This is a genomic window from Exiguobacterium sp. SH0S7 (genome assembly GCF_004337195.1).
Classification (GTDB): domain Bacteria; phylum Bacillota; class Bacilli; order Exiguobacteriales; family Exiguobacteriaceae; genus Exiguobacterium; species Exiguobacterium aurantiacum_A.
Genome location: NZ_SJVA01000002.1, coordinates 202,660 through 224,984, shown reverse-complemented (window position 1 = coordinate 224,984; position 22,325 = coordinate 202,660). Strand labels below are relative to the sequence as shown.

25 protein-coding genes are annotated in these 22,325 nt (G+C 51.1%); 21 read left to right on the top strand and 4 right to left on the bottom strand.

What is annotated here, in order from left to right:
- The first annotated feature begins 58 nt into the window (after nt 1–58).
- Genes EVJ22_RS04850 through EVJ22_RS04840 form a run of 3 tightly spaced genes read left to right on the top strand, consistent with a single transcriptional unit; the run spans nt 59 to nt 6,179 of the window.
- Complete coding sequence (locus EVJ22_RS04850) at nt 59–1,294, top strand: FtsW/RodA/SpoVE family cell cycle protein (RefSeq protein ID WP_131443411.1); 1,236 nt, start codon at nt 59–61, stop codon at nt 1,292–1,294.
- Between the two features lie 26 nt (nt 1,295–1,320).
- Nucleotides 1,321–4,770 (top strand): pyruvate carboxylase, encoded by a 3,450-nt coding sequence (locus EVJ22_RS04845; RefSeq protein WP_131443410.1) that lies wholly within the window; start codon nt 1,321–1,323, stop codon nt 4,768–4,770.
- A gap of 53 nt (nt 4,771–4,823) precedes the next feature.
- On the top strand, nt 4,824–6,179 hold the full coding sequence (locus EVJ22_RS04840; RefSeq protein WP_131443409.1) for a cryptochrome/photolyase family protein: 1,356 nt from the start codon (nt 4,824–4,826) through the stop codon (nt 6,177–6,179).
- Nucleotides 6,180–6,245: 66 nt separating this feature from the next.
- Here EVJ22_RS04840 and EVJ22_RS04835 read toward each other — a convergent pair whose 3' ends face one another.
- Nucleotides 6,246–7,148, bottom strand: coding sequence for a COX15/CtaA family protein (locus EVJ22_RS04835; protein ID WP_071399536.1), 903 nt, complete (start codon nt 7,146–7,148; stop codon nt 6,246–6,248).
- A gap of 333 nt (nt 7,149–7,481) precedes the next feature.
- Between EVJ22_RS04835 and cyoE the strand changes: the two genes are divergently transcribed.
- From cyoE to EVJ22_RS04790, 9 genes are all read left to right on the top strand, one after another.
- Nucleotides 7,482–8,408, top strand: coding sequence for a heme o synthase (gene cyoE / locus EVJ22_RS04830; RefSeq protein WP_071399537.1), 927 nt, complete (start codon nt 7,482–7,484; stop codon nt 8,406–8,408).
- 96 nt (nt 8,409–8,504) lie between these two features.
- Nucleotides 8,505–9,482 carry a cytochrome c oxidase subunit II gene (gene coxB, locus EVJ22_RS04825; RefSeq protein ID WP_131440448.1) on the top strand — a complete coding sequence of 326 codons (978 nt, stop codon included), beginning with the start codon at nt 8,505–8,507 and terminating at the stop codon, nt 9,480–9,482.
- A 38-nt stretch (nt 9,483–9,520) separates the two neighbouring features.
- On the top strand, nt 9,521–11,389 hold the full coding sequence (gene ctaD / locus EVJ22_RS04820; protein ID WP_071399538.1) for a cytochrome c oxidase subunit I: 1,869 nt from the start codon (nt 9,521–9,523) through the stop codon (nt 11,387–11,389).
- Entirely contained in the window at nt 11,390–12,016 is a 627-nt protein-coding gene (locus EVJ22_RS04815) for a cytochrome (ubi)quinol oxidase subunit III (protein ID WP_071399539.1), read from the top strand.
- Nucleotide 12,017: 1 nt separating this feature from the next.
- Nucleotides 12,018–12,347: a cytochrome C oxidase subunit IV family protein gene (locus EVJ22_RS04810; RefSeq protein ID WP_083273975.1), complete on the top strand. Its 330-nt coding sequence runs from the start codon at nt 12,018–12,020 to the stop codon at nt 12,345–12,347.
- 136 nt (nt 12,348–12,483) lie between these two features.
- Nucleotides 12,484–13,407, top strand: a complete 924-nt coding sequence (locus EVJ22_RS04805; protein ID WP_071399540.1) for a cytochrome c oxidase assembly protein — start codon at nt 12,484–12,486, stop codon at nt 13,405–13,407.
- Between the two features lie 23 nt (nt 13,408–13,430).
- On the top strand, nt 13,431–13,892 hold the full coding sequence (locus EVJ22_RS04800; protein WP_016509532.1) for a DUF420 domain-containing protein: 462 nt from the start codon (nt 13,431–13,433) through the stop codon (nt 13,890–13,892).
- Between the two features lie 20 nt (nt 13,893–13,912).
- Nucleotides 13,913–14,527, top strand: coding sequence for an SCO family protein (locus tag EVJ22_RS04795; protein WP_071399541.1), 615 nt, complete (start codon nt 13,913–13,915; stop codon nt 14,525–14,527).
- Between the two features lie 5 nt (nt 14,528–14,532).
- Complete coding sequence (locus tag EVJ22_RS04790; protein WP_070327574.1) at nt 14,533–14,808, top strand: hypothetical protein; 276 nt, start codon at nt 14,533–14,535, stop codon at nt 14,806–14,808.
- A gap of 73 nt (nt 14,809–14,881) precedes the next feature.
- On the opposite strand, the gene EVJ22_RS04785 is transcribed toward EVJ22_RS04790, so the two are convergent.
- Entirely contained in the window at nt 14,882–15,241 is a 360-nt protein-coding gene (locus tag EVJ22_RS04785; protein WP_071399542.1) for a YugN family protein, read from the bottom strand.
- A gap of 102 nt (nt 15,242–15,343) precedes the next feature.
- Nucleotides 15,344–16,099 (bottom strand): ATP-grasp domain-containing protein, encoded by a 756-nt coding sequence (locus EVJ22_RS04780; RefSeq protein ID WP_199749309.1) that lies wholly within the window; start codon nt 16,097–16,099, stop codon nt 15,344–15,346.
- A gap of 121 nt (nt 16,100–16,220) precedes the next feature.
- Here EVJ22_RS04780 and EVJ22_RS04775 point away from each other — a divergent pair, with 121 nt between their 5' ends.
- The 5 genes from EVJ22_RS04775 to EVJ22_RS04755 are packed head-to-tail and all read left to right on the top strand — an operon-like array spanning nt 16,221 to nt 19,028.
- Nucleotides 16,221–16,673, top strand: coding sequence for a YlbF/YmcA family competence regulator (locus tag EVJ22_RS04775; protein ID WP_070327571.1), 453 nt, complete (start codon nt 16,221–16,223; stop codon nt 16,671–16,673).
- Entirely contained in the window at nt 16,657–16,920 is a 264-nt protein-coding gene (locus EVJ22_RS04770) for a YlbG family protein (protein WP_016508973.1), read from the top strand. The genes EVJ22_RS04775 and EVJ22_RS04770 overlap by 17 nt, the downstream gene beginning before the upstream one ends.
- Nucleotides 16,921–16,973: 53 nt before the next feature.
- The gene (gene rsmD, locus EVJ22_RS04765; RefSeq protein ID WP_131443407.1) at nt 16,974–17,540 is read left to right on the top strand and encodes a 16S rRNA (guanine(966)-N(2))-methyltransferase RsmD; all 567 of its coding nucleotides are present in this window, start codon (nt 16,974–16,976) and stop codon (nt 17,538–17,540) included.
- A gap of 4 nt (nt 17,541–17,544) precedes the next feature.
- The gene (gene coaD / locus EVJ22_RS04760) at nt 17,545–18,039 is read left to right on the top strand and encodes a pantetheine-phosphate adenylyltransferase (protein WP_016509015.1); all 495 of its coding nucleotides are present in this window, start codon (nt 17,545–17,547) and stop codon (nt 18,037–18,039) included.
- A complete protein-coding gene (locus EVJ22_RS04755) occupies nt 18,036–19,028 on the top strand; it encodes a SepM family pheromone-processing serine protease (RefSeq protein WP_131443406.1) in 993 nt (330 codons plus the stop codon). Before coaD ends, EVJ22_RS04755 begins: the two co-directional genes overlap by 4 nt.
- On the opposite strand, the gene EVJ22_RS04750 is transcribed toward EVJ22_RS04755, so the two are convergent.
- Nucleotides 19,007–20,137, bottom strand: a complete 1,131-nt coding sequence (locus EVJ22_RS04750; RefSeq protein WP_233589604.1) for a tRNA(Met) cytidine acetate ligase — start codon at nt 20,135–20,137, stop codon at nt 19,007–19,009. The genes EVJ22_RS04755 and EVJ22_RS04750 overlap by 22 nt on opposite strands.
- Nucleotides 20,138–20,294: 157 nt before the next feature.
- On the opposite strand from EVJ22_RS04750, the gene EVJ22_RS04745 reads away from it, so the two are divergent.
- The 4 genes from EVJ22_RS04745 to EVJ22_RS04730 all read left to right on the top strand — a co-directional run bounded on the left by EVJ22_RS04745 (nt 20,295) and on the right by EVJ22_RS04730 (nt 22,319).
- Complete coding sequence (locus EVJ22_RS04745) at nt 20,295–20,822, top strand: YceD family protein (RefSeq protein WP_070327567.1); 528 nt, start codon at nt 20,295–20,297, stop codon at nt 20,820–20,822.
- Between the two features lie 22 nt (nt 20,823–20,844).
- A complete protein-coding gene (rpmF, locus tag EVJ22_RS04740) occupies nt 20,845–21,018 on the top strand; it encodes a 50S ribosomal protein L32 (protein WP_081338944.1) in 174 nt (57 codons plus the stop codon).
- A gap of 108 nt (nt 21,019–21,126) precedes the next feature.
- Nucleotides 21,127–21,966, top strand: a complete 840-nt coding sequence (locus tag EVJ22_RS04735; RefSeq protein WP_131443403.1) for a ketopantoate reductase family protein — start codon at nt 21,127–21,129, stop codon at nt 21,964–21,966.
- Entirely contained in the window at nt 21,966–22,319 is a 354-nt protein-coding gene (locus EVJ22_RS04730; RefSeq protein ID WP_255569975.1) for a DUF3397 domain-containing protein, read from the top strand. The genes EVJ22_RS04735 and EVJ22_RS04730 overlap by 1 nt, the downstream gene beginning before the upstream one ends.
- Nucleotides 22,320–22,325: the final 6 nt, after the last annotated feature.

Below are 22,325 nucleotides of genomic sequence, written 5' to 3'. Positions count from 1 at the left end.
CTGTTTGAGTATTTTTTTATAACGGGTTGCGGATTGCTGTACATAAGGAAGTGAAAACATGAAAACTCGGTTTCGGTACTTTGATTTCTCACTGTTCATTGCGGTGCTCTTGCTCGTTGGGATCAGCTCGATCATGATTTACAGCGCCAGTGTTTGGAATCGTGGTGATTACGCGAACAGTAGCTTGTTTTATCGGCAACTGTTCTATGCAGGGTTTGGGATTGTCGTCTATTTGATCGCGACGATGTTCCGGTATGAAAACTTCCGCAAAAAGAACGTGTTGCGAAGCCTGTATGCGCTCTCGGTCATTCTATTGTTTGTCACTTGGGCGATGCCACCGCTGAACGGTGCCCGGGCTTGGCTCATCATCGGCGGTTTCACGATCCAGCCAATCGAAATCGCCAAGTTCGTGTTAATTTTATTGCTCGCTAACTACTACCATCAGTTATGGAATCGTGAACTGACAGGATGGCCGGGCCGAATCGGCCGCACGGCGATCGAACAGAAAAAGCTACGCGCCCAAATCGGGGCCTTTTTCGTCATCCCGGGCTTGTTCTACTTTTTTCCGTATGCCTTCGTCATAAATGGACAGCCTGACCATGGCGGATTGTTCGTCTTAGGGGTGATTATGTTCATGATGTGGTTAGCTGCCGGGGCCCCACTTCGCATCATCATCCCGGTGATTATTGCTGGAATTGGTTTTGTTTATGCTATGTATACGTTTGTTTTCACAGAAAACCAAGTTAGTCGGATTAACGTCGTCTTCAATCCATTCATGGACCCAGAAGGCTACGGGCACCAACTTCTCATGTCGATCATCTCGATCGTGCATGGGGGATTGACCGGCGTCGGACTTGGGAATAGTTATCAAAAGTATGGCTATTTGCCGGAGCCGGAGACGGACTATATCATGTCGATCATCGCCGAAGAACTTGGCTTTATCGGCGTACTCGTCGTCTTGGTGTTGCTCTTTTTCATCGCGTTCCGGGCAGTAAATATCGCCAACCATACCGACAACCATTTTGCGATGTTCGTCTCGTTCGGGATTGCCGCGCAAATCATGGTCCAAACCGGAATCAATATCGGGGCGATGTCGGGCTGGTTCCCGGGTACGGGTGTGACGCTTCCACTCGTCAGTTACGGCGGCACGTCGCTGATCATGACGATGGGAATTCTCGGTGTGCTCAGCAGTATCTCGATGCGTAACCGTCACCGAGAGGCGACACGCCGCGCGGGAATTCGCGAAAAATCAGAAGAAAACGTTCAAAATGCATCACTACATGTAGTAAGGTAAAGATGTATATGTAAACGATTTCCAAAATGGGGGGATTTAGGTTGAAATCAATTAGCAAATTGCTTGTAGCCAACCGTGGAGAGATTGCCATTCGTGTATTTAGGGCAGCCTCAGAATTAGGAATGCGTACTGTCGCCATCTATTCGCAAGAGGATAGTGGATCGTTACATCGTTTTAAAGCCGATGAAGCGTATTTGATCGGTCTCAACAAGAAACCGATCGACGCCTATCTCGACATTGAAGACGTCATTCGAATCGCGAAGCAATCGGGGAGTGACGCGATTCACCCGGGTTACGGTTTCTTATCGGAAAACATTGAACTAGCTCGTCGTTGCCGCGAAGAAGGCATCATCTTCGTCGGACCGGACGAATCTCACTTGCACGCGTTCGGAGATAAAGTTCGGGCTCGTCAAAACGCAATTGCAGCCGGGCTACCGGTCATTCCAGGCTCGAACGGTCCATTGACTTCGTACGAAGACGCGCTCGACTTTGCGAACGTGCATGGTTTCCCGCTCATGGTCAAAGCCTCAATGGGCGGCGGCGGACGCGGTATGCGCGTCATCCGGACCGAGGCCGAGATGAAAGATTTGATTGAACGTGCCAAGTCAGAGGCGAAGCAAGCGTTCGGCTCAGACGAAGTGTACATAGAAAAACTAGTTGAACGTCCGAAGCATATCGAGGTGCAAATTCTCGGGGATGATCACGGGAACATCATCCATTTGTTTGAGCGTGACTGCTCGGTTCAACGTCGTCACCAGAAAGTCGTCGAAGTCGCACCGTGTGTGACGTTGTCGGAGGCGTCTCGTCAAGCAATCTGTGACGCGGCGGTTCAAGTGATGCGTCACGTCGGCTATGTGAACGCCGGGACGGTCGAGTTCCTCGTCACTGAGGATGAGTCGTTCTACTTCATCGAGGTCAACCCACGGATCCAAGTCGAACATACGATCACGGAGATGGTTACCGGGTTCGATATCGTCCAAACACAGCTCATGATCGCCCAAGGCGAGTCGCTTCACGGTGACGTGATTCACATGCCGAAGCAAGAAGATATCAAACTGCTCGGCTATGCGATCCAATCCCGTGTCACGTCGGAAGACCCGGCTAACAACTTCATGCCGGACACAGGGAAAATCATGGCGTATCGTTCGCCAGGCGGTTTTGGGGTTCGTCTCGACGGCGGGAACGCCTACGTCGGGTCTGAAATCTCGCCGTACTACGACTCGCTCCTCGTCAAGCTGTCGACGCACGGGATGACGTTCGAACAAGCGGCAGCGAAGATGGTCCGTAACTTGAACGAGTTCCGGATTCGCGGCATCAAGACGAACATTCCGTTTTTGATCAACGTCATGAAGCACCAAAACTTTATTAGCGGGGACTATAGTACATCGTTCATCGATGATACACCCGAACTGTTCGTCTTCCCGAAACGGAAAGACCGAGGGACGAAACTCCTCAACTATATCGGGGACGTCACCGTCAACGGATTCCCGGGTGTCGGCTTGAAAGATAAGCCGATCAGCCGCTCGGTCCGAATCCCGCAAAATCTTCCGGCCGAAGCGAAGCCGGGGGCGAAACAAATCCTGACAGAACTCGGTCCAGACGGTTTGGCTGACTGGATCAAACGTCAACCAGAGCTGCTCTTGACGGATACGACGATGCGAGACGCCCACCAGTCGCTCCTCGCGACACGGATGCGGACGCAAGACATCTTGAATATCGCCGAGCCGACGAGTAAACTCATGCCAGAACTGTTCTCGGTCGAGGCGTGGGGCGGGGCAACGTTTGACGTCGCCTACCGTTTCCTCTCGGAAGACCCGTGGGTACGTCTCATGCGCCTTCGTGAGAAAATGCCGAACGTCTTGATTCAAATGCTCCTTCGCGGTGCCAACGCCGTCGGGTATAAAAACTATGCTGACAACGTCATCGAGAAGTTCGTCCACGAGGCGGCTTATGCCGGCGTCGACATCTTCCGAATCTTCGACAGCTTGAACAACATTGAATCGATTAAACTCGCGATCGACGCGACGCTGCCGACAGGGAAAGTCGCAGAAGCGGCAATCTGTTACACCGGTGACTTGTATGACGGAAACCGTCCGAAGTATCACTTGCCGTACTACGTCGATCTCGCCAAGCAGCTCGAAGCGAGCGGAGCTCATATTCTTGCGATCAAAGATATGGCTGGCCTCTTAAAACCTGAATCGGCGTATGCGCTCGTGTCGGCACTGAAAGACGCCGTCGACTTGCCGATTCATTTGCACACGCACGACGCTTCGGGGAATGGGATCTTCACTTACGCACGGGCGACTGATGCGGGCGTCGATATCGTCGACGTCGCAGCGAGCTCGATGTCGGGTATGACGTCGCAGCCTTCAGGTGGAAGTTTGATTTACGCACTCGACCATCACGAACGCCAGCCGAAGATCGATGCGAAGCACTACGAAGTCATCAGTGACTACTGGCAAGACGTGCGTCATAACTATGAACCGTTCGAAAGTGACATGCGTGCATCGAATCCATCGGTGTATGAGCATGAGATGCCGGGCGGACAGTATTCGAACTTGCAGCAACAAGCGAAAGCGGTCGGTCTCGGTGACCGCTGGAGTGAAGTGAAGTCGATGTACGCCCGCGTCAACATGTTGTTCGGCGATATCGTCAAAGTGACCCCGTCGTCTAAAGTCGTAGGGGACATGGCACTCTTCATGGTCCAACATAACTTGAGCGAACAGGACGTCATCGAACGAGGAAATCAACTCGATTTCCCAGACTCGGTTGTCGAGATGATGCGCGGTGAGCTCGGGTCGCCTCCAGGAGGGTTCCCGAAAGACGTCCAACAAGCGATTCTCAAAGGTGAGGCGCCGCTCGAGGTCCGTCCGGGTAAACTGATCAAGCCGTACGACTTTGAAGCGGCTCAAACGAAGTTATTTGAGAAGCTCGAACGTCCGGTGACGGACTTTGAACTGCTCGCGAACGCGCTTTATCCGAAAGTGTTCGAGGACTATGTGACCCATACGAACACGTACGGTGACGTCTCGGTGCTTGACACGTTGACGTTCTTCTATGGATTGAACGTCGGCGAAACGATTCAAGTCGAAATCGAGACAGGGAAGACGCTCATCATCAAGCTCGTTCAAGTGAGCGCTGCGAACGAAGACGGAATCCGCCTCGTCTCGTATGAGATGAACGGCGTACCACGTGAAATCGAGATTAAAGACGTCAACGTGAAGTCGGCGACGACGAGCCGACCGAAAGTGGAACGCTCGAATTCGAAACAAGTCGGGGCCTCGATGCCAGGTTCGGTCTTGAAAGTACTCGTCGAACCAGGAAGCCGAGTGCACCGTGGGGAGCAACTTCTCGTCACTGAGGCGATGAAGATGGAGACGACGATCCAAGCCGCACAAGACGGTGAGATTAAAGCGATCCATATTAAAGAAGGCGACACAATCCAAAGTGACGACTTGTTGATTGAATTTGTATAATCAAAAGAAGCATAGCCAAGCTATGCTTCTTTTTTAGATAGGGAGTGGGAAAGATGAGACGAGTATGTTGGTTCCGGTCAGATTTTCGATTAAGTGACAACCATATGTTACACCGGGTCTTGAAAGACGCCGCCGATGACGATGACATCGAGTTCGTCTTTTGGCTCAATCCGAAATACTGCGAGCCGTTCGAGACGAGACACGATTATTTTTTCGCGACGATGAAGCAGTTCATGCAGGAGCTCGCCGATCAAGAGATCGGGCTTCGCACCATTGTTGCCGACTCAGCGGAAGCGTTTGTCGAGCAGCTCGGACGACCCGACGCGCTTTATTTTAACGCTGAGTATGTCGAGCCGTTCAAACAACGTGACGATGCGGTCATCGAAGCGCTCGGGGGAGACGTGTTAGTCATCCGTTTACTCGACCGTCATTTATTCGCCCCGAACGCGTTCACGAAAAAAGACGGTACTCCGTATAAAGTGTATACGCCATTCAAAAAAGCGGTGTACGCCGAGACGCCGCCACAACCGTACGACGTCGACGTCGCTCGATTGAAACAACTCGCGACGAAGCAACATGAACTGCCTGATGAATTGAAACAGCAGTTTGACCGGTGTGAACGTTCGTGGAAAGCGCTCGGAGAGGAAGCGGCTATGAAACGGTTACGCGATTTTGTGGAACACCGGGTGACGAGTTACGCTGAAGACCGTGACATCCCGGCGATCGCCGGGACGAGCCGGCTGTCACCGTATTTACGGACCGGTGTGTTGTCGATTCGTACGGTCACAGCAGCCGTCCTCGAGGCGCGGCAGTCAACAGGACGTGACACGTATTACGATGAGTTATTGTGGCGCGAGTTCTACTATATGATCATGGTCCAGTTTCCGGGACTGAAAGACCGGCCGTTCAACGATAAATATAAACATCTCGACTGGGAAGACAATGACGATCAGTTTGAGAAATGGTGCCGTGGCGAGACCGGGTATCCGATCGTCGACGCGGCGATGCGTCAATTGAACGAGACCGGTTGGATGCACAACCGGCTCCGGATGATCGTCGCTTCGTTTTTGACGAAACATCTGTTGATCGACTGGCGCAAAGGCGAGCGCTACTTCGAACGGAAGTTGATCGACTACGAGGCCGCCTCGAACATCGGCGGATGGCAATGGGCCGCTTCGGTCGGAACGGACGCCGTGCCGTATTTCCGGATCTTTAATCCGACGATCCAGTCGGAGAAGTTCGACGCGGACGGGACGTTTATCCGCAAATATGTAACCGAGTTGGCTGACGTTGACAGGAAAGCGATCCATTTCCCGGACCCGTCAGATCGGGACGGTTATATCGAACCGATCGTCGATCATAAGGCGGCGCGTGCAAGGGCGCTCGAGCGGTTCAAGGACGCACAGTGACAAATAGGCATACAAAAAGGAGCGGTCGCCCGCTCCTTTTTGTGATTCGTGATTTAGTTTGATTCGTCAGACCGTTTCTTTTCGAGCTGCGTCTACCGCTCGATTGGTGCTTCGATACGCATGGTACGCCAAGTACGAGATGATCCCGAAGTAGCACGTGATCAAGAACGCGTGCAAGAGCGGTACGTATGTGGCGTGGCCGCCAAGGACGATCCATGCACCCGTGCCGACTTGAAGCATGATGAAGAATAGTGAGGCCCACATGCCCCGTTCGACGAGACGGTTCGTTTCGCGTCGGGCCAAATAAAGGACGTAGAGCGTGTAGAAGACGAGGAGTGCCGCCATGATGCGATGCCCCATTTGAACGTATGATTCGAACGTCCACACGTTTTGCTCACAGATCGGCCAACCGACACAGGCGTATGTCGCACCGAGGTGTCTGACGTAAGCTCCTGTGTAGACGACGACCATCGTGTAAATCGTCAACCCGTACAAGTGAATCTTTAGTTTTTCGGATACGGCTTTGTGTACCCGTTCACCTTCGAATAAAAGAATCGTCAGGATGAGTAAGGACGCGAACGAGACGAGCGAGATCCCGAAATGGAGCGCGAGAATCGCGTCCGACTGTTGCCAGATGACGGCTCCGGCGCCGATGATCGATTGAATCAACATGAAAATGAACGCTAGGAACGCGAACACTTTGACATCGAATCGATTTTTGACGACCGTGAACGTCCAAATCGTCAAGGCGATGATAAGGAGTCCCTCAATCCCTGACACGACGCGGTGACTGTATTCGATCATCGTCTCGACGCTCGGGTTCGTCGGGATCAGTTTCCCGTGACAGAGCGGCCAGTCCGTCCCGCAACCGTCACCTGAGTCGGTTTTCGTAACAGTACCGCCCATGATCAAGACGAGCATCATACCGAGGGTGACGAGGCTTGAGAATAGTGCGAGTTTTTTATGCATTCGTTTCCACCTGCTTTTTGAGAAAAATCACTAGAATTGTGCCTTGTATGTTTTTATTTTTTTCGCCATACTTATTATACGGCTTTAGTCCGGAAAAACGAAACGGAAAAGCTTGCAATCGCTATCAAAATCGTTATCCTAGTATTAGTACAGGAATTTTACTGTGACAATTATCACACGTTCGCCATAAAAAACTCGCTATTTTACAAGCATAAACGACGTATTCTTTTTGAAAATATGGTATCTTTGTAATGAGTTAGGTGTACTTTGTTCATATTGTGTTTTTTCTGTGAAAAGAATACGAGGATTTCGTGATTATGTGGGGGGGTCAGCATGACAAAAGTCAACCCGGGAACAGTGGCAGAAGTAGACTATACAGAATCAGCCGCCTCGTTCCGTGACTATGTTGCTTTGGCAAAAATGGGAATCGTACGCGCTAACCTTTTGTTAGTGTTCGCTGGTTTCTTTGTGGCAACAACATACCAGAGTGATACGCCAGTGCTTTATTTGTTTGAAGTTTGGCCACAGCTCTTATTAACGATGTTAGGAAGCGCGCTCGTCATTTCCGGGAGTTGTTACCTAAACAACTTCGTGGACCGTGATATCGACTACTTGATGGGACGTACAGACAATCGACCGAGTGTCACCGGTAAAATTTCAGGGGAGCGCATTTTACTTCTCGGACTTACGCAACTTGCGGTCGGGACATTGCTTTTATTGATCGTGTCTTACGTAGCAGCAGTCTTCGGTTTAATCGGGGCATTTTTTTATGTCGTCATTTATACGATGTGGCTAAAACGGACACATACGTTGAACACGGTCGTTGGCAGTATTTCCGGAGCGGTTCCACCGCTGATCGGATGGGCCGCGATTGACCCGGCGCTTCATATCGACGCCTGGCTTATGTTCCTCGTCATGTTCTTGTGGCAACCGCCACACTTTCTCGCGCTCGCGATGCGACGCGTCGAGGAATACCGGGCGGCAGGAATTCCGATGCTGCCCGTTGTAAACGGCTTCGCGATCACCAAGCGGCAAATCATTTGGTGGATTGCGACGCTCATTCCAGCATCGCTCTTGTTTATGCATTACGGTACGGTCTACGTGATCATTGCGGCCGGTCTTGGGGGCTACTGGTTATATCTCGGTTTGAAAGGATTTAAAGCCGAAGATGAGATCAAGTGGGCTAACAAAATGTTCTTTTATTCATTAATTTATTTAGTCGTGTGGATTGTCGCGCTGGTATTGACGGCACTTTGGTAATCGCACTCACTATATAGAAACCATTGCACATCATTTTGGGAGAAAGTGGGGATTGTTGTGAAATCATTTAAGAAGCTTCTGTTTGGCATCGTCCCGATGATGATGTTCGCGCTGCTATTGTCAGGGTGCGGCGTAGAGGGATTGTCTGCATTGAAGCCGATGGGAGAAGGCGCTGAAATTCAGCTCCGGATCATTCTCATCAGTTTGGCAATCATGCTCTTTGTACTTGTCATCGTAACGGTCATTTACGTGTACGTGCTCATGAAATTCCGTCGGAAAGATGAATCGATTCCGAAGCAAGTGGAAGGTAGCAGCACGCTCGAGATGATTTGGACAGTCGTTCCAATCATCTTGCTCATCATTCTCGCTGTTCCGACAATCACAACGACTGTCGAGCTCGCGAAAGCGAAAGAAGCGAAAAAAGAAGAAGAAATTAACGTTACAGCCAACCTGTATTGGTGGGAGTTCGAATATCCGAACGCTGGTGTTGTCACAGGACAAGAACTTGTCATCCCGGTCGGTAAACGGGTCGGCATCAACTTGACATCAAAAGACGTCATTCACTCGTTCTGGGTACCGGCTTTGTCTGGTAAGACGGATACGAACCCAGGGTTAGATAACGAGATGTGGTTGCATGCGAACGAAGCAGGTACGTTCTACGGTAAGTGTGCCGAGCTTTGTGGACCATCGCACGCGCTCATGGACTTTAAAGTCATCGCCCTCGAGCAAGCTGATTACGATCAGTGGCTCGAAGACATGAAAGCGAAGCAAGACGAAAATACAGAAAAACTTGTCGCTGACAACCAAAACTTGACGACAGGTGAGCAAGTGTACGTCGAAAGCTGCTTGAGCTGCCACGGTGGCGGTAAAGTCGCGCCTAGCTTGACGAACTTCGGTGACCGCGAGTGGTTGGCGGGTTACCTCGAAAACAACGAAGAAAAATTGAAAGAATGGATTCGTGATCCACAAGCATTAAAACAAGGCGCGCTCATGCCTGGCTTCAGTGAAGGCCAAATCAGTGATGAAGAGTTAGATGCACTCGTTGACTTCTTGTACGATCAGAAGATTGACTAACGGGAAAAGGGGGATTTCACGTGGCACAGACCACTGCTATGCAGCAACCGCGTAAATACAATGGCATCATGGATTGGGTTACGACGGTTGACCACAAAAAAATCGGTATTTTGTATTTGTTCTCAGGAATCTTCTTCCTCCTTCTCGGTGGAATTGAAGCGTTACTTATTCGTTGGCAACTCGTCCGTCCGATGAACGATTTCGTCAGCGGCGAAGTGTTCAACCAGTTGATCACGATGCACGGGACGACGATGATCTTCCTTGCGGCGATGCCGATGCTATTCGGTTTCATGAACGCCGTCGTGCCGCTTCAAATCGGGGCGCGCGACGTCGCGTTCCCGTTCATTAACTCGCTCGGTTTTTGGTTGTTCTTCTTCGGTGGACTCATGTTGAACCTTAGCTGGTTCTTCGGCGCTGCACCGAACGCGGGTTGGACGGCTTACGCGCCGCTCTCGACGCAACCGGAAGCGACAGGGGTCGACTTCTACGCCCTCGGTCTTCAAATCTCAGGGTTCGGTTCACTCATGGCCGGGATTAACTTCCTCGTCACGATTTTGAACATGCGGGCACCAGGCATGAAACTCATGCGGATGCCGCTCTTCACTTGGACGACGTTCGTCGCTTCGGCGTTGATCGTCTTCGCGTTCCCGCCGCTTACAGTCGGCTTGTTCATGTTGATGTTCGAGCGTCTGTTCGGTGCCGTTTACTTCAATCCGGCAATGGGCGGTAACGTTGTCATTTGGGAACACCTCTTCTGGATCTTCGGTCACCCAGAAGTTTACATTTTGATTTTGCCGGCGTTCGGTATTTTCTCGGAAATCATTCCGACGTTTGCCCGTAAACGCTTGTTCGGTTACACGACGATGGTATTCGCTACGATGCTCATCGGGTTCCTTGGCTTCATGGTTTGGGTTCACCACATGTTCACGGTCGGTCTTGGACCGGTCGCAAACTCGATCTTTGCCGTCGCGACAATGGCTATCGCCGTTCCGACAGGGGTCAAAATCTTCAACTGGCTGTTCACACTTTGGGGTGGGCAGATCAAGTTCAACGTCGCGATGCTTTACTCGGTGGCGTTCATCCCATCGTTCCTCGTCGGAGGGATGACAGGGGTTATGCTCTCGGTCGCACCGGCTGACTATCAGTACCACGATAGTTACTTCGTTGTCGCCCACTTCCACTACGTAATCGTCGGTGGGGTCGTCTATGGTCTTTTCGCAGGACTTTACTACTGGTTCCCGCTCATGTTCGGCAAAGCGCTCTCTGAGAAGCTTGGCTACTGGCAGTTCTGGTTGTTCTTCATCGGGTTCCACTTGACGTTCTTCCCGCAACATTTCCTCGGATTGTTCGGAATGCCACGCCGCGTCTTCACATACTTGCCGAATCAAGGGTTTGAGACGTTGAACTTGCTGTCGACGATCGGTGCCTTCTTCATGGGTGTGTCGACGATCATCTTGCTCATCGCAGTCGTCAAGGCGTTCTTGTCGAAAGAAGTCGTCAAACCTGACCATTGGGAAGACGGACGTACGCTCGAGTGGACACTTCCTGTGCCGACTCCAGAGTACAACTTTGCACAAACGCCGCTCGTCAAAGGGTTGGATACGTTCTGGCTCGAGAAGATGGCGGGTAATAAACGGGTTTCTGTCGCTGAACCAGTGTCAGACATCCATATGCCGAATAACTCATTGATCCCGTTCTTCATGTCACTCGGGTTATTCATCGCTGGACTTGGCGCGATTTTCCAAATGGACAACGCGGTTGTCGGTTGGTCACTGATCGTCATCGGTTTACTCATCACGTTCGTGTCGATGTTCCTCCGTTCATGGATCGACGACCACGGATTCTACATTCCAAAATCACAAATCGAAGCGGATTTGAAAGCGATTCGTGAGAAAGGAGAGCAATAAATGGCACATGCAGTTGAAAAACACCCAGTGACCGGTATTCCGGCCAATCCAGAGAAAGCCACACTGGAAGGGAAGAATAAATATGTGGCCTTCTGGTTCTTCCTTGGAGGAGAGACCGTTCTCTTCGCCTCGTTGTTTGGAACGTACGTCGGGCTTCTAAATTCTGGTGCACCAGAGGAACTTCGCTCGTACAATATCTTTGAAATGGGGCTCGTCTTCTTGATGACGATGCTCCTCCTCACGAGCTCGCTCACGAGCGTGCTCGCGATGATGAACATGAAAGCGAACAATCCAGGTCGAATGAAGTTTTGGTTGATCGTGACGCTTCTTCTCGGAGCAGGGTTCTTAGGGGCTGAGATTTACGAGTTCATCCACTACTACCATATCGGTCACACGTTCACGTCGAGTGCGTTCGGTTCTGCGTTCTACACGCTCGTCGGATTCCACGGCGCTCACGTCACGTTCGGTCTCCTTTGGATCACGACGCTGTTGATTCGCAACTGGAACCGTCCGATCGATGTCTACAACGCACCGAAGTTCTACGTGTCGAGTTTGTATTGGCACTTCATCGACGTTGTTTGGGTCTTCATTTTCTCGATCGTCTATCTCTTAGGGATGGTGAGCTGACATGGAAAAAAATCCAATGAACGAAACACACAAACAGTTAGAGCTTGAAGTGAAGGCAGAGTCGAGACGCGAGTATCAACTTCAGTTGATCAGTTTCGCGATGATGATTTTGCTCACGTTTGTCGCGTTCGGCGCGGTCTACGCGGAGCTCATGCCGGTATGGGCAGCGGGTGGCTTCTTGATCATCCTCGCCATCATCCAAGTGTTCTTGCAGTTGTACATCTTCATGCATATGAACAACCGTGGCAACACGTGGATCGTCGGAATGATGTGGCTTGGTATTTTCGTAGCCATCATCACTGTCGCGGCACTTCGTTTGCTCATTTGGTAAAAATGTGACAAAGGATTGAACATCTGTGGAAACATAGATGATTCAGTCCTTTTTGCTTTACTTCAAAAATAAAGGAATAGTAATCTTGAAGTGAACGGTTTCATTGGTTTGGGAGAGAAAGAAAAGGGGTGAAGGGATGCTCTGGAATACATCAGAGCTACTCAAACAGTTCGATTGGATAACACTTTGGAGTCCATTGTTCGGATTGTTGATGGTAGGGTTGTACGTCCTCTATGCGTTCGTCACAGAGAGAATGGCGAAACGAGGGTACGAGTCGACCACGTTGCTACAAAAGTTCAGCATGTTGTTTGCGATCGTTCTCTATTACATCGGATTTGGTAGTCCAGTCGATGTGCTCGCGCACATTATCTTCTCGGTGCATATGTTGCAGATGGTGCTCGTCTACGTGTTAGCGCCGGCGCTCGTCATTTACGGATTGCCGTATTGGGTATTTGAAAAATTATTTAGTTATAAAGTAATCGGGCCGACGCTCAAGTTTATGACGAAACCGCTGATCGCGCTCGTGTTGTTCAACGCGTTATTTACGTTTTACCACATGCCATTCATCTTTGATTACGTGTTAACGAACTATGGGGTGCATCGCATCTTTCACGGGGCTCTCGTCGTCTTCAGTTTGACGATGTGGTATCCGGTCATCGCCCCATTCCTCTCCGATGAAGAAGAGGGGATGTCCGATTTGAAACGGATGGTGTACATCATCGCAAATGGTGTTTTGCTAACGCCTGCTTGTGCGTTCATCATCTTCAGTCAAGGAATTCTCTATAACGCCTATACGGACGTTGAGACGTTCGCGACGGTGCTCGGATACTGTATGCCGAACGGAGACGTATCCGGTCTCGACTTAAACGCCTTGATGGGTGCGACGAACAGCGCCCTCGAAGACCAGCGCTTCGGCGGGGTATTGATGAAGCTTGGTCAGGAAGTCGTGTACGGTTTCTTCTTCGGCTGGACGTTCTTCGGTTGGGTACGCCGGACGAAATCGCTCGCGCTTGACGAAGGCATGTCATTCACACCGAACGAACCGAAAGAGAAAAAATGAACTAAGTCAAAGGGGAAACATCGATGAACTATCTTGCCTTAATTAGTGTGACATTCATTGTAATCAGTGCGATTTTGGTCGCCATCGGCTGGACGATTATCGCGCGCGACCGCCGCAATATTGAAAAGCATAAGAAAGTCATGACAGCAGCTGCCGTCGCGGCGACAACGTTCTTTATCCTTTACGTCTCGCGGACGATCTTTGTTGGGAATACAGCATTTGGAGGTCCGGACTCGGTGAAGCCGTACTATCTCGCTTTCATGATTTTCCACATCATCCTGGCGACGACAGGTGGTATCCTCGGATTGATCACACTCTATCTTGGCTATAAAAACAAGATCGAGAAACATCGTAAAATCGGACCGAAAGCATCAGTCGTCTGGTTTTTCACAGCCATTACAGGTGTGATGGTCTATGTTCTTCTCTATGTGGCGTTTGAACCGGGTGAGACGACGAACGTCTTCCGGGCCATCATTGGAGGATGACCGAAGAGAGGGGGATGAGCATGAAACGAAATAGTTACTTGACGGTCGGGTTGACGGTCGTCATTTTGATTGCTATCGGAGTGGGCTCGTATTTTCTCTTCTTCAAAGAAGATGATTTGCCGGTCATCCAAGAGCCGACCCCGTTCACGTTGACGAACGCGCTCGATGGCCAACCGTATGACTCAGATAACGGAAAAGTCAAAATCGTCACGTTCTTTTATACGAACTGTCCGGACATTTGTCCGCTCACGCTACGCGACTTCATGAAACTCGAGCAAGACTTGAAGGCGAACGACTTGTACGGCACTGACGTCGAACTCGTCGCCATCACGGTCGACCCGGAAGTCGATACGATCCCGGTACTTGAGAACTACGGAGCGGCGTTCCAAGCTGAGCCAACTGGATGGAAGATGTTGACCGGTGACAAAGCCGACATCGACCGGATCACCCGTCAGCTTCAGTTCTATTATTCGAAAGCGAATAGTGGACTTGTCACCCACGCGACGACGATGTATATCATCGACCGTCACCATGATGTTCGTGCAGTCGCGCAAATGGCGACGACAGGAGAAAAACCCGTCGACATCGAAACCATTATGGAGGACGTGTTGGTGCTCGTTGCAGAAAAGGAGTGAAGAAGATGAACGATACGATGGCTGTCATCGGAAACGATTATTCATACGGAGATGTGACGATTGCAGAGCGGGCGATCGAGGATTTGATTGCGTGCAGCGCGATCGAATTCGGGTTGCGCGAAGTGAAAGTCGTGTCGCTCTCGAAAGAGCGGTACGATTATCTACTGATCGCACCCGTCTCGCTTAGCGAGGCAGAGCGGTTGTACCGTTACGTCCGCGACCAGTTCGATCTATTGCTCGGACAAGTCGACGTGACACTCAATGTGATTGCAAGTCGTTAAGCGTATGTAAAAATGGAGAACCCACAGCGGGTTCTCCATTTTTGTTGAGTGGCCAAAAGAAAAACCCCTTCGTTTAGAGGGGTTTGACTTCTAATGTTTCCGCAAGAGCCGCGAGACGACGCTCACAGTCGCGAACGATTTCTTCTGGGAACTCTTCATCGTACTCGACGCCGTGCGGGTAGTAATGTTTCCCGAGGATCGGTGTTATCATTTTCACGACTGCGTGACGGTCCTCGATTTGGCCTTCAATCGCATAAACCGGCAAGCGCAGGTAAAACGTCTCGCCCGTCGATTGCTTCTCGTACTTCATATCATACGTCGCACGCTCATAGTCCCAAGCGCCTTCACGGATGAAATGATGATGATCCATGATCGTCTCGAGCAAACCGAAGCGGATCTCTTTTCCCTCGATGTGGAACTGCTCAAATTTCATCATAATCCCCCTTTTCCCTAATAAACCTCATATGTCATCATATCATATTCGAAAACGTTCTTGGAATAACGTGTGTTCAAATTGTGAAAAAAAGATGAACGGTCAAGACATCGTTTCGAGATACCCCGCAATCTTGTCGGTAAGTCTCACGCCGAGCGGCATCAATCCTTCTGAACCGAAGAAGACGTTGAATTCCAAGATGTAAAAATTATCCCCTGAGACGATGACGTCGAACGCGGCGTGATTGATGTGAAGCGTCTTCGCGATCGAGAGCACTTCTTCCACGACGTGACCTGGGATATCGTCATACGAGAAGTGGGCACCTTGGGCGACGTTGTTTAAAAAGGCCTCACTGACGCGCCAATAAGAACCGACGACTTCTTCGCCGATGACGATGATGCGCAGGTCACGGTCGTTCGGGATGAACTGTTGGACGTAAAACGTCTCGTGTTTGTCGACGTATTCGAGCCATTCTTGTTCATTTTTAATGAGCCAGACGCCTTGACCCATCGAGGACTTGGCGGTCTTGGCGACGAACGGGTATTCGAACTCTTCAAGGACGCGTTCGATCGTGTACGGGTTCTTCCCGTAAATTAACGTCTTCGGGATGCGATGCGGGAACGTCGCTGTGAAAGCGCGTGTCATCTCGATTTTATCGTGCCCGAGGTGGTACGTCGCCGGAGACGGGAAGATTGGTTTGTTCAATCCGTAAATGATCGAGTTGACCATCCAGTACTCCGGGAAGAGGACGAGATCGGCCGCCCGGACTTTATCGAGTTGATCATAATAATATTCTGGTTTCGCATAGTCGGTTTTCATACCGGCCGAGCGAATCATGTTAAACGAGACTTTTTTCATCGTACACCGCACGAAGCGGTGGTTCACTTCCTTTCTGCATTTACGTCACGTTCAATTATAAGTCCGATTGCTCACAGAGGGAATCAATTGTGGTAAAATCATGTCAGAAAGGGTGAAAGCCATGATTATTACTGAACAGACGATTGATTTGCTCGATCAAACAGAAGCATTGACTGCCTTGATCGAGACGAGCGAATCGTTCCAAACATATATCGCGACAAAACAAGCTCGCGCTCGCTCGAAAGAAGCCCAGGAAGTCGAACGGGAATTTTTACGAATGAAAGAAGATTATGAGTACGTGCAACGGTTCGGGAAACATCACCCGGATCACGATCGTATTAAAAAAGAGATGCATCTCGTGAAGCGTCGTCTCGACGTGCAACCGGAAGTGGCCGCCTTCAAAAAGGCGGAACGTAACTTAGATAAGTTACTCGGAGAAGTGAGTGAGCTGTTGGCGTTCTCGGTATCTCCAAAAATCAAAGTGCCTACCGGCAACCCGTTCTTCGATGAGGGTGGCTGTTCCGGTGGCGGAAGCTGTGGCGGAGGAGGCGGAAGTTGTGGATGTGCTGGCTGAATCATTCGAGTTAAAAGGTCGAATCGGACTCGTCGTTTACGTGCAGTCGCTCAAACAAGTGAAAGCGCTACGTCGCTACGCAAACTTATATTACGTCTCGAAGCGTGAGAAGTACGCCTTTTTATATACGGACTTAGAAGACCATGAGACGATCATCGAGAAAATCAGTGCCTTGCCATTCGTCGACGCGGTCGTTCGGAGCGAACGGCCTTTCATTGCCGAGACGTACGAGCCAAAGCAGAAATAAACGGGCGAGATGAAGGTGGTGACGCCTTCATCTTTTCTAATGGAGGATCAACGATGCGAGTCATTTCAGGAGAACGAAAAGGGACGCGCCTAAAGGCGGTCCCAGGGTCGACGACACGACCGACGGCAGATAAAGTAAAAGAATCATTGTTTAATATCATCGGCCCTTACTTCGCCGGGGGGGATGCCCTCGATCTTTACGCGGGGAGTGGCGGTCTCGGGATCGAGGCGTTATCACGGGGGTGCGACCGTGCCGTCTTCGTCGATCGTCATGGGAAGGCGATTCAAACGATACAGGACAATCTACGGGCGACGCGTTACGAGGCACAAGCGACGGTTCAAAGGCAAGACGCGCGGGCCGTCCTCGACCAACTCGCCGAGACGGGGCGGTCGTTTAAACTCATCTTCATGGACCCGCCGTACCATGAGGAAGAACATGAATCGTTTTTACAACTCATTGAATCGAACCGACTGTTGACAGACAATGGCGTCGTCGTCTGCGAACATGGCAGCGAGACGACGTTGCCGGGTCGGGTCGGTCTGCTCGAAAAAATTAAGGTTCAACGCTACTCGTCTGTCATTACGATCAGCCTTTACGAGTATGCAACGACCGAGGAGTGAACATATGAAACGGATCGCGATTTGCCCGGGGAGCTTTGACCCGATTACGAACGGACATTTAGATATTATTGAGCGGGCGGCAGCCATCTTTGATGAAGTGATCGTCGCGGTGCTCGAAAACTCGAGCAAGGCACCGTTATTCAACGTCGAAGAGCGGCTCACGCTCATTCGGGAAGTGACATCGCATTTACCGAACGTGTCAGCGGACGCGTTTGGCGGGCTGCTCGTCGAGTATGCCGCTAAAAGAGAAGCAGCGACGATCGTCCGCGGTCTTCGGGCCGTCTCTGACTTCGAATACGAACTTCAGATCGCTTCGATCAACAAGAAGTTAAACGAGGACGTCGAGACGCTGTTTATGATGACGAACAGCAAATACTCGTTCCTCAGCTCGTCGATCGTTAAAGAAGTCGCCAAATACGGCGCCTCGGTCGCTGAACTCGTTCCCGAACAAGTCGAACAGGCGCTTCGGAAAAAATATGAAGTGAGTCAACAGCAATGAAGTCGCTGAAGATCGGCTTCGGTATCCTCGTCGCCGTGCTCATCTTTCTATTTGCCCCGTTACCTTATTACATCACGTATCCGGGCGAAGCGACGACCATCGAAACCTTTATGACAGTTGAAGACGGGACGAAAGATGCGGGTGAACTGATGATGGTCACGATCTCGCAACGACGGGCGACACCACTTTGGCTCGTCGGGAGCTGGTTCACGCCGTTCACGGAAGCGAGTCCGTCTAGTCGCTATTTGTATGACGGCGAAGGGGAAGACGATTACGAGCGAAGACAGCAGCTGCTCATGTCATCGTCGCAGCAAGCGGCCATTCAATACGCGTACGGTCTAGCCGAAGAGGACGTGACCGTCACGTTTGACGGCATGTACGTCTCGGCTCCAATCACCGGGTCGCTCGCGGCGAACGTCCTTAAACCAGGTGACGTCATTACAGCACTTGACGGCCAATCGTTCGCGTCACGTCTTGATTTCATCAAGCGCGTCTCGGCGTTCGAGGCGGGGGATGAAGTGACGATCACGCTCGAACGGGATGGACGGGAACGTGTCGTGAAGACACTCGTTCAACCGCTCGACCGGAGCGGGGACCGTGTCGGTCTCGGAATTTATGAGCCACTGCCGGTGCAAAATGTGCGCACAGAACCGGACGTCACGTTTGAACTGACGAACGTTGGGGGCCCCTCGGCCGGTCTCATGTTCACGCTAGAGATTTATGATCAGTTGACGCCGGGTGACTTGGCGGGCGGTGAGACGATTGCCGGTACTGGCACGGTCGATGAAGAAGGAAACGTCGGTCCGATCGGTGGGGCGTGGCAAAAAATCGTCGCGGCTGACCGAGCCGGTGCCTCGGTGTTCTTCGTGCCGGCTGGTTCGAATTATGATGAAGCGCTGGAATCACTCGACCGGCTCGAGAGCGATATTGCAGTCGTTCCGGTCGAAACGGTCGAGGATGCCATCGATTATTTGGAGTCGATGAATTGAGGGGTTTGCATATGCTCGAGCAGTGACCGGTTGCCGAGAGGTAACCGGTACGCCTCGGTCACACGGGCTTCGAACGCTAAATCGGGTTGGTACTTGCTGACGAGCGGTACCGTTTTTTTTATGTCTTTTAAGACGCTACGGCCAATCGCATTGAATGCGAGCGGACGGACGTATGGGACTTCGTCAAATCGTTCCGGAAGTTCGTCACGTTTCCAATGGATGAGGACCGAGACGAGAGCGCGCTGGATGGCGGTACGTGTATAGCGTCGCGTCAACAGGCCGCCCATAGCTTGTTCGAACGTCGATGCGAGACCGGCTTCGATCAAGCGAGGGGACAACGAAGCGTCAATGCCGACGAGTTGTTCGAGTTCTGACTTTGGGGTCGTCCGTAACTTGAATTGCAAGACAGGCCAATAGAGCGACCAGTGGGCCATCGACGTCTGCTGGAATAACGCCCGTGTCGCTTCTGGGACAGCCCGGACACTCCCGGTCTCGAGATAGTGGGCCCGGACGCCCGTTGCCGACATGACGTCCGAGACGCCTGTATCGTGGTAGCCGGCCCCAAGACGCTTTACGGTATGGAGTGAGATGGTGCGAGCGGCTTTCGCATAATGATAGGCGAGAATGTTGTTTGGGAGCGTCAAGTCAAAAGTTGGATAGAGTGCCGCAAACGCCTCGCTCGATGCTTTGGCGGATGACTTGCCTGCTTTTAAGGCGTGTTGGAGCGCGTCATGATAGGCGGGTGTCGCTTCGATGCCAGCGTGTGCCGCGCGCCGGATCGCATCGGCGTCGCCGCTCTCACTGCCGAACGAGAGCGTCTGGCATCCGATTTGTTCCGCGATGGAGACAGCCGCGCTCGCGAACCGGTCGGCGCGTTGGACGCCGTAACAAGTCGGCAGTTCGATCACAAGGTCGATCGCCCCTGTTTTGACTGCCGCCGCAGCCCGGCTCCACTTGTCAAAAGCAGCCGGTTCACCGCGCTGTGTGAATTGAGCACTCATGATGGCGATCATGGCGTCGGCATCCGTTTCGATTCGAGCTGTTTTTGCCTGATAGAGATGTCCGTTATGGAACGGATTGTACTCCGCGATGATGGCCGTCTTTTTCATAAATTTACTCCTTTGCATTGTCGATTGGATTGGTGTAAGATAGGTAAGTACGCTTTGGCAAAGCGCCGTCGCCAACTGATTTTAGTGTAAAGAAAAAACATTGACAAAACAAGTTGGCCTATCTATAATTCATATTGTTGCAATTGAGGTGATTCGGATGAAGTGGTCTATTGCACAGCTACTTAAGCTACGAAACCAGGATGACAGTTTTTCCATCGATGAGATGGTTGAACTCGAAGAGCTTACTCAGCTCCATCCGGATATCCGTTCGATTCGCCCGGTGCATGTGCACGGGGATGCGTCGTTCACATCTAATCAAGTTACATTCAATTTGAAGGTTCAAGGGGACCTGACGTTGCCAGATGCGCGTACGTTAGAAGATGTCGTCTTTGAATTTGATATTGAATCGCTCGAGCCTTTCTTTTTGGAGAATGGGCGTTATACGGAGCAATTCGATGATGTCAATTTGCCAGAAGGAAATACGATTGATCTGCGACCGATCGTAAAAGAGCTCATCATGTTAGAAGTCCCGATTCAAATTTTCGGGAACGAAACAGACAAAACTCAGGTTGAAGGGGAAGGCTGGTCTCTCATTGACGAACAGCCGGACGACCAACCAAAAATCGACCCGCGCCTCGCGGGCCTTGCTGACTTGTTCTCTAAAAAAGAGGACGAGAACGGCTAACTTTTCAAGGAGGTGGACAACGATGGCAGTACCATTCCGTAGAACGTCGAAAACTCGCAAACGTCTTCGTCGTACTCACTTCAAACTTAACGTACCTGGTATGAACGAGTGCCCGAACTGTGGCGACATGAAACTTTCACACCGTGTTTGCAAATCTTGCGGACATTACAACGGTAAAGAAGTAACAAGCAAATAATGCGAAAAGAAGCGGTCTCCTTGGAGATCGCTTCTTTTTTTATTGTGTGGTCCTGGAAACAGATTGTGGTAAAATTCTTTGTGCACACTGTTTGTGGAGGGATAGCGAATGAAGCCGATCAAACGAATTGGGATTATCGGGAACGGGGCTGTCGGGATGTTGATGGCGTCGTTACTCGCGAAAGACTATAGCGTCACCTTATACGGTCGAGGCGAAGGAACGAAAGACGTCATGATCGAACGAGTCGGTATGACGGAGGGGACCGTCGCTGTCCCGCTCAAACCGGTACATACACTCAACGAGACGGAAGCGGACGTCTTTTTCGTGACGACGAAAGCGCACCAAGTGCGCGCGGCGACAGAACGGCTTACCGGGGGCGTCCCTGTGTTCATCTGCTCGAACGGGATTGCCCATCTCGAGTACGCTCGGGAACGAGGATTCCACTTAGGCGTCATCGAGCACGGGGTGACGCAAGACGGGAATCGAATTAACCATAGCGGCCTCGGCCGAGTTCGGATCGGGAGCTTGCATACTCTACAGCCGCTCACGTTCATCGCCTCGCCGCTCCAAGTCGTGTGGGAAGCGGATATCGAACAAGTCGTCGTTGAAAAGTTGTTTGCGAACGCGATCATCAATCCGATCACCGCACTTTGTCGCGTCCCGAATGGAGCCGTCGCCGAACCGCCTTGCCGCGAAGTCGCGCAAACGATCTATGAGGAGCTGACACCGCTGTTCGATCAGTTCGTACCTTATACATATATTGAGACGATCATCGAGAAGACAGCTCAAAACCGCTCTTCGATGCTTCGAGATATCGAGGCCGGACGTATGACCGAGGTCGATGCCATCTTGACCCCGCTCTTGAAACGGGCCGAGGACAGAGGCCGAAAACTGACGGTCATCCCACTCATGCAAAAATTGATAATAGGAGCGAGCGCATCTTGTTAGTGTATATCGTTTCATTTCCGCTTGTCATATGGTTTATGGTGTATATGATATTTAGAAAAATTATGCCGAAATCGGTCAATACGTTTAAACTTGTCTGCGATGCCGGAGTGTTCCTCTGGTTTTATGCGTGTACGGTCCTATTAGAGACACTCGTCGGGGACGACGTCTTTTGGTTGCTCTTAGCCATCTGCTGCGCTATTTTTCCGGCAAATGCGATTTGGCAGCGAGTCCGACACGAAGAAGTCTTATATACAAAAATGTTCGTACACGGCTGGCGATTGTTATTTTTACTACTCGTCCCGTTACACGCCGTGTTGTTTACGCTCGGTGTCGCAAATGAAATGATTCATTGACCGTTT

What these genes read in the sequence shown, in the direction of transcription:
- EVJ22_RS04845 (WP_131443410.1), top strand. Translation starts at nt 1,321, where the DNA reads ATGGGGGGATTTAGGTTGAAATCAATTAGCAAATTGCTTGTAGCCAAC.
- EVJ22_RS04850 (WP_131443411.1), top strand. Translation starts at nt 59, where the DNA reads ATGAAAACTCGGTTTCGGTACTTTGATTTCTCACTGTTCATTGCGGTG.
- EVJ22_RS04795 (WP_071399541.1), top strand. Translation starts at nt 13,913, where the DNA reads ATGAAACGAAATAGTTACTTGACGGTCGGGTTGACGGTCGTCATTTTG.
- EVJ22_RS04755 (WP_131443406.1), top strand. Translation starts at nt 18,036, where the DNA reads ATGAAGTCGCTGAAGATCGGCTTCGGTATCCTCGTCGCCGTGCTCATC.
- EVJ22_RS04785 (WP_071399542.1), bottom strand. Translation starts at nt 15,241, where the DNA reads ATGAAATTTGAGCAGTTCCACATCGAGGGAAAAGAGATCCGCTTCGGT.
- EVJ22_RS04805 (WP_071399540.1), top strand. Translation starts at nt 12,484, where the DNA reads ATGCTCTGGAATACATCAGAGCTACTCAAACAGTTCGATTGGATAACA.
- coxB (WP_131440448.1), top strand. Translation starts at nt 8,505, where the DNA reads ATGATGATGTTCGCGCTGCTATTGTCAGGGTGCGGCGTAGAGGGATTG.
- EVJ22_RS04810 (WP_083273975.1), top strand. Translation starts at nt 12,018, where the DNA reads ATGGAAAAAAATCCAATGAACGAAACACACAAACAGTTAGAGCTTGAA.
- EVJ22_RS04790 (WP_070327574.1), top strand. Translation starts at nt 14,533, where the DNA reads ATGAACGATACGATGGCTGTCATCGGAAACGATTATTCATACGGAGAT.
- EVJ22_RS04780 (WP_199749309.1), bottom strand. Translation starts at nt 16,099, where the DNA reads ATGAAAAAAGTCTCGTTTAACATGATTCGCTCGGCCGGTATGAAAACC.
- ctaD (WP_071399538.1), top strand. Translation starts at nt 9,521, where the DNA reads ATGCAGCAACCGCGTAAATACAATGGCATCATGGATTGGGTTACGACG.
- EVJ22_RS04835 (WP_071399536.1), bottom strand. Translation starts at nt 7,148, where the DNA reads ATGCATAAAAAACTCGCACTATTCTCAAGCCTCGTCACCCTCGGTATG.
- EVJ22_RS04745 (WP_070327567.1), top strand. Translation starts at nt 20,295, where the DNA reads ATGAAGTGGTCTATTGCACAGCTACTTAAGCTACGAAACCAGGATGAC.
- EVJ22_RS04735 (WP_131443403.1), top strand. Translation starts at nt 21,127, where the DNA reads ATGAAGCCGATCAAACGAATTGGGATTATCGGGAACGGGGCTGTCGGG.
- EVJ22_RS04815 (WP_071399539.1), top strand. Translation starts at nt 11,390, where the DNA reads ATGGCACATGCAGTTGAAAAACACCCAGTGACCGGTATTCCGGCCAAT.
- rpmF (WP_081338944.1), top strand. Translation starts at nt 20,845, where the DNA reads ATGGCAGTACCATTCCGTAGAACGTCGAAAACTCGCAAACGTCTTCGT.
- EVJ22_RS04750 (WP_233589604.1), bottom strand. Translation starts at nt 20,137, where the DNA reads ATGAAAAAGACGGCCATCATCGCGGAGTACAATCCGTTCCATAACGGA.
- coaD (WP_016509015.1), top strand. Translation starts at nt 17,545, where the DNA reads ATGAAACGGATCGCGATTTGCCCGGGGAGCTTTGACCCGATTACGAAC.
- rsmD (WP_131443407.1), top strand. Translation starts at nt 16,974, where the DNA reads ATGCGAGTCATTTCAGGAGAACGAAAAGGGACGCGCCTAAAGGCGGTC.
- cyoE (WP_071399537.1), top strand. Translation starts at nt 7,482, where the DNA reads ATGACAAAAGTCAACCCGGGAACAGTGGCAGAAGTAGACTATACAGAA.
- EVJ22_RS04800 (WP_016509532.1), top strand. Translation starts at nt 13,431, where the DNA reads ATGAACTATCTTGCCTTAATTAGTGTGACATTCATTGTAATCAGTGCG.
- EVJ22_RS04775 (WP_070327571.1), top strand. Translation starts at nt 16,221, where the DNA reads ATGATTATTACTGAACAGACGATTGATTTGCTCGATCAAACAGAAGCA.
- EVJ22_RS04840 (WP_131443409.1), top strand. Translation starts at nt 4,824, where the DNA reads ATGAGACGAGTATGTTGGTTCCGGTCAGATTTTCGATTAAGTGACAAC.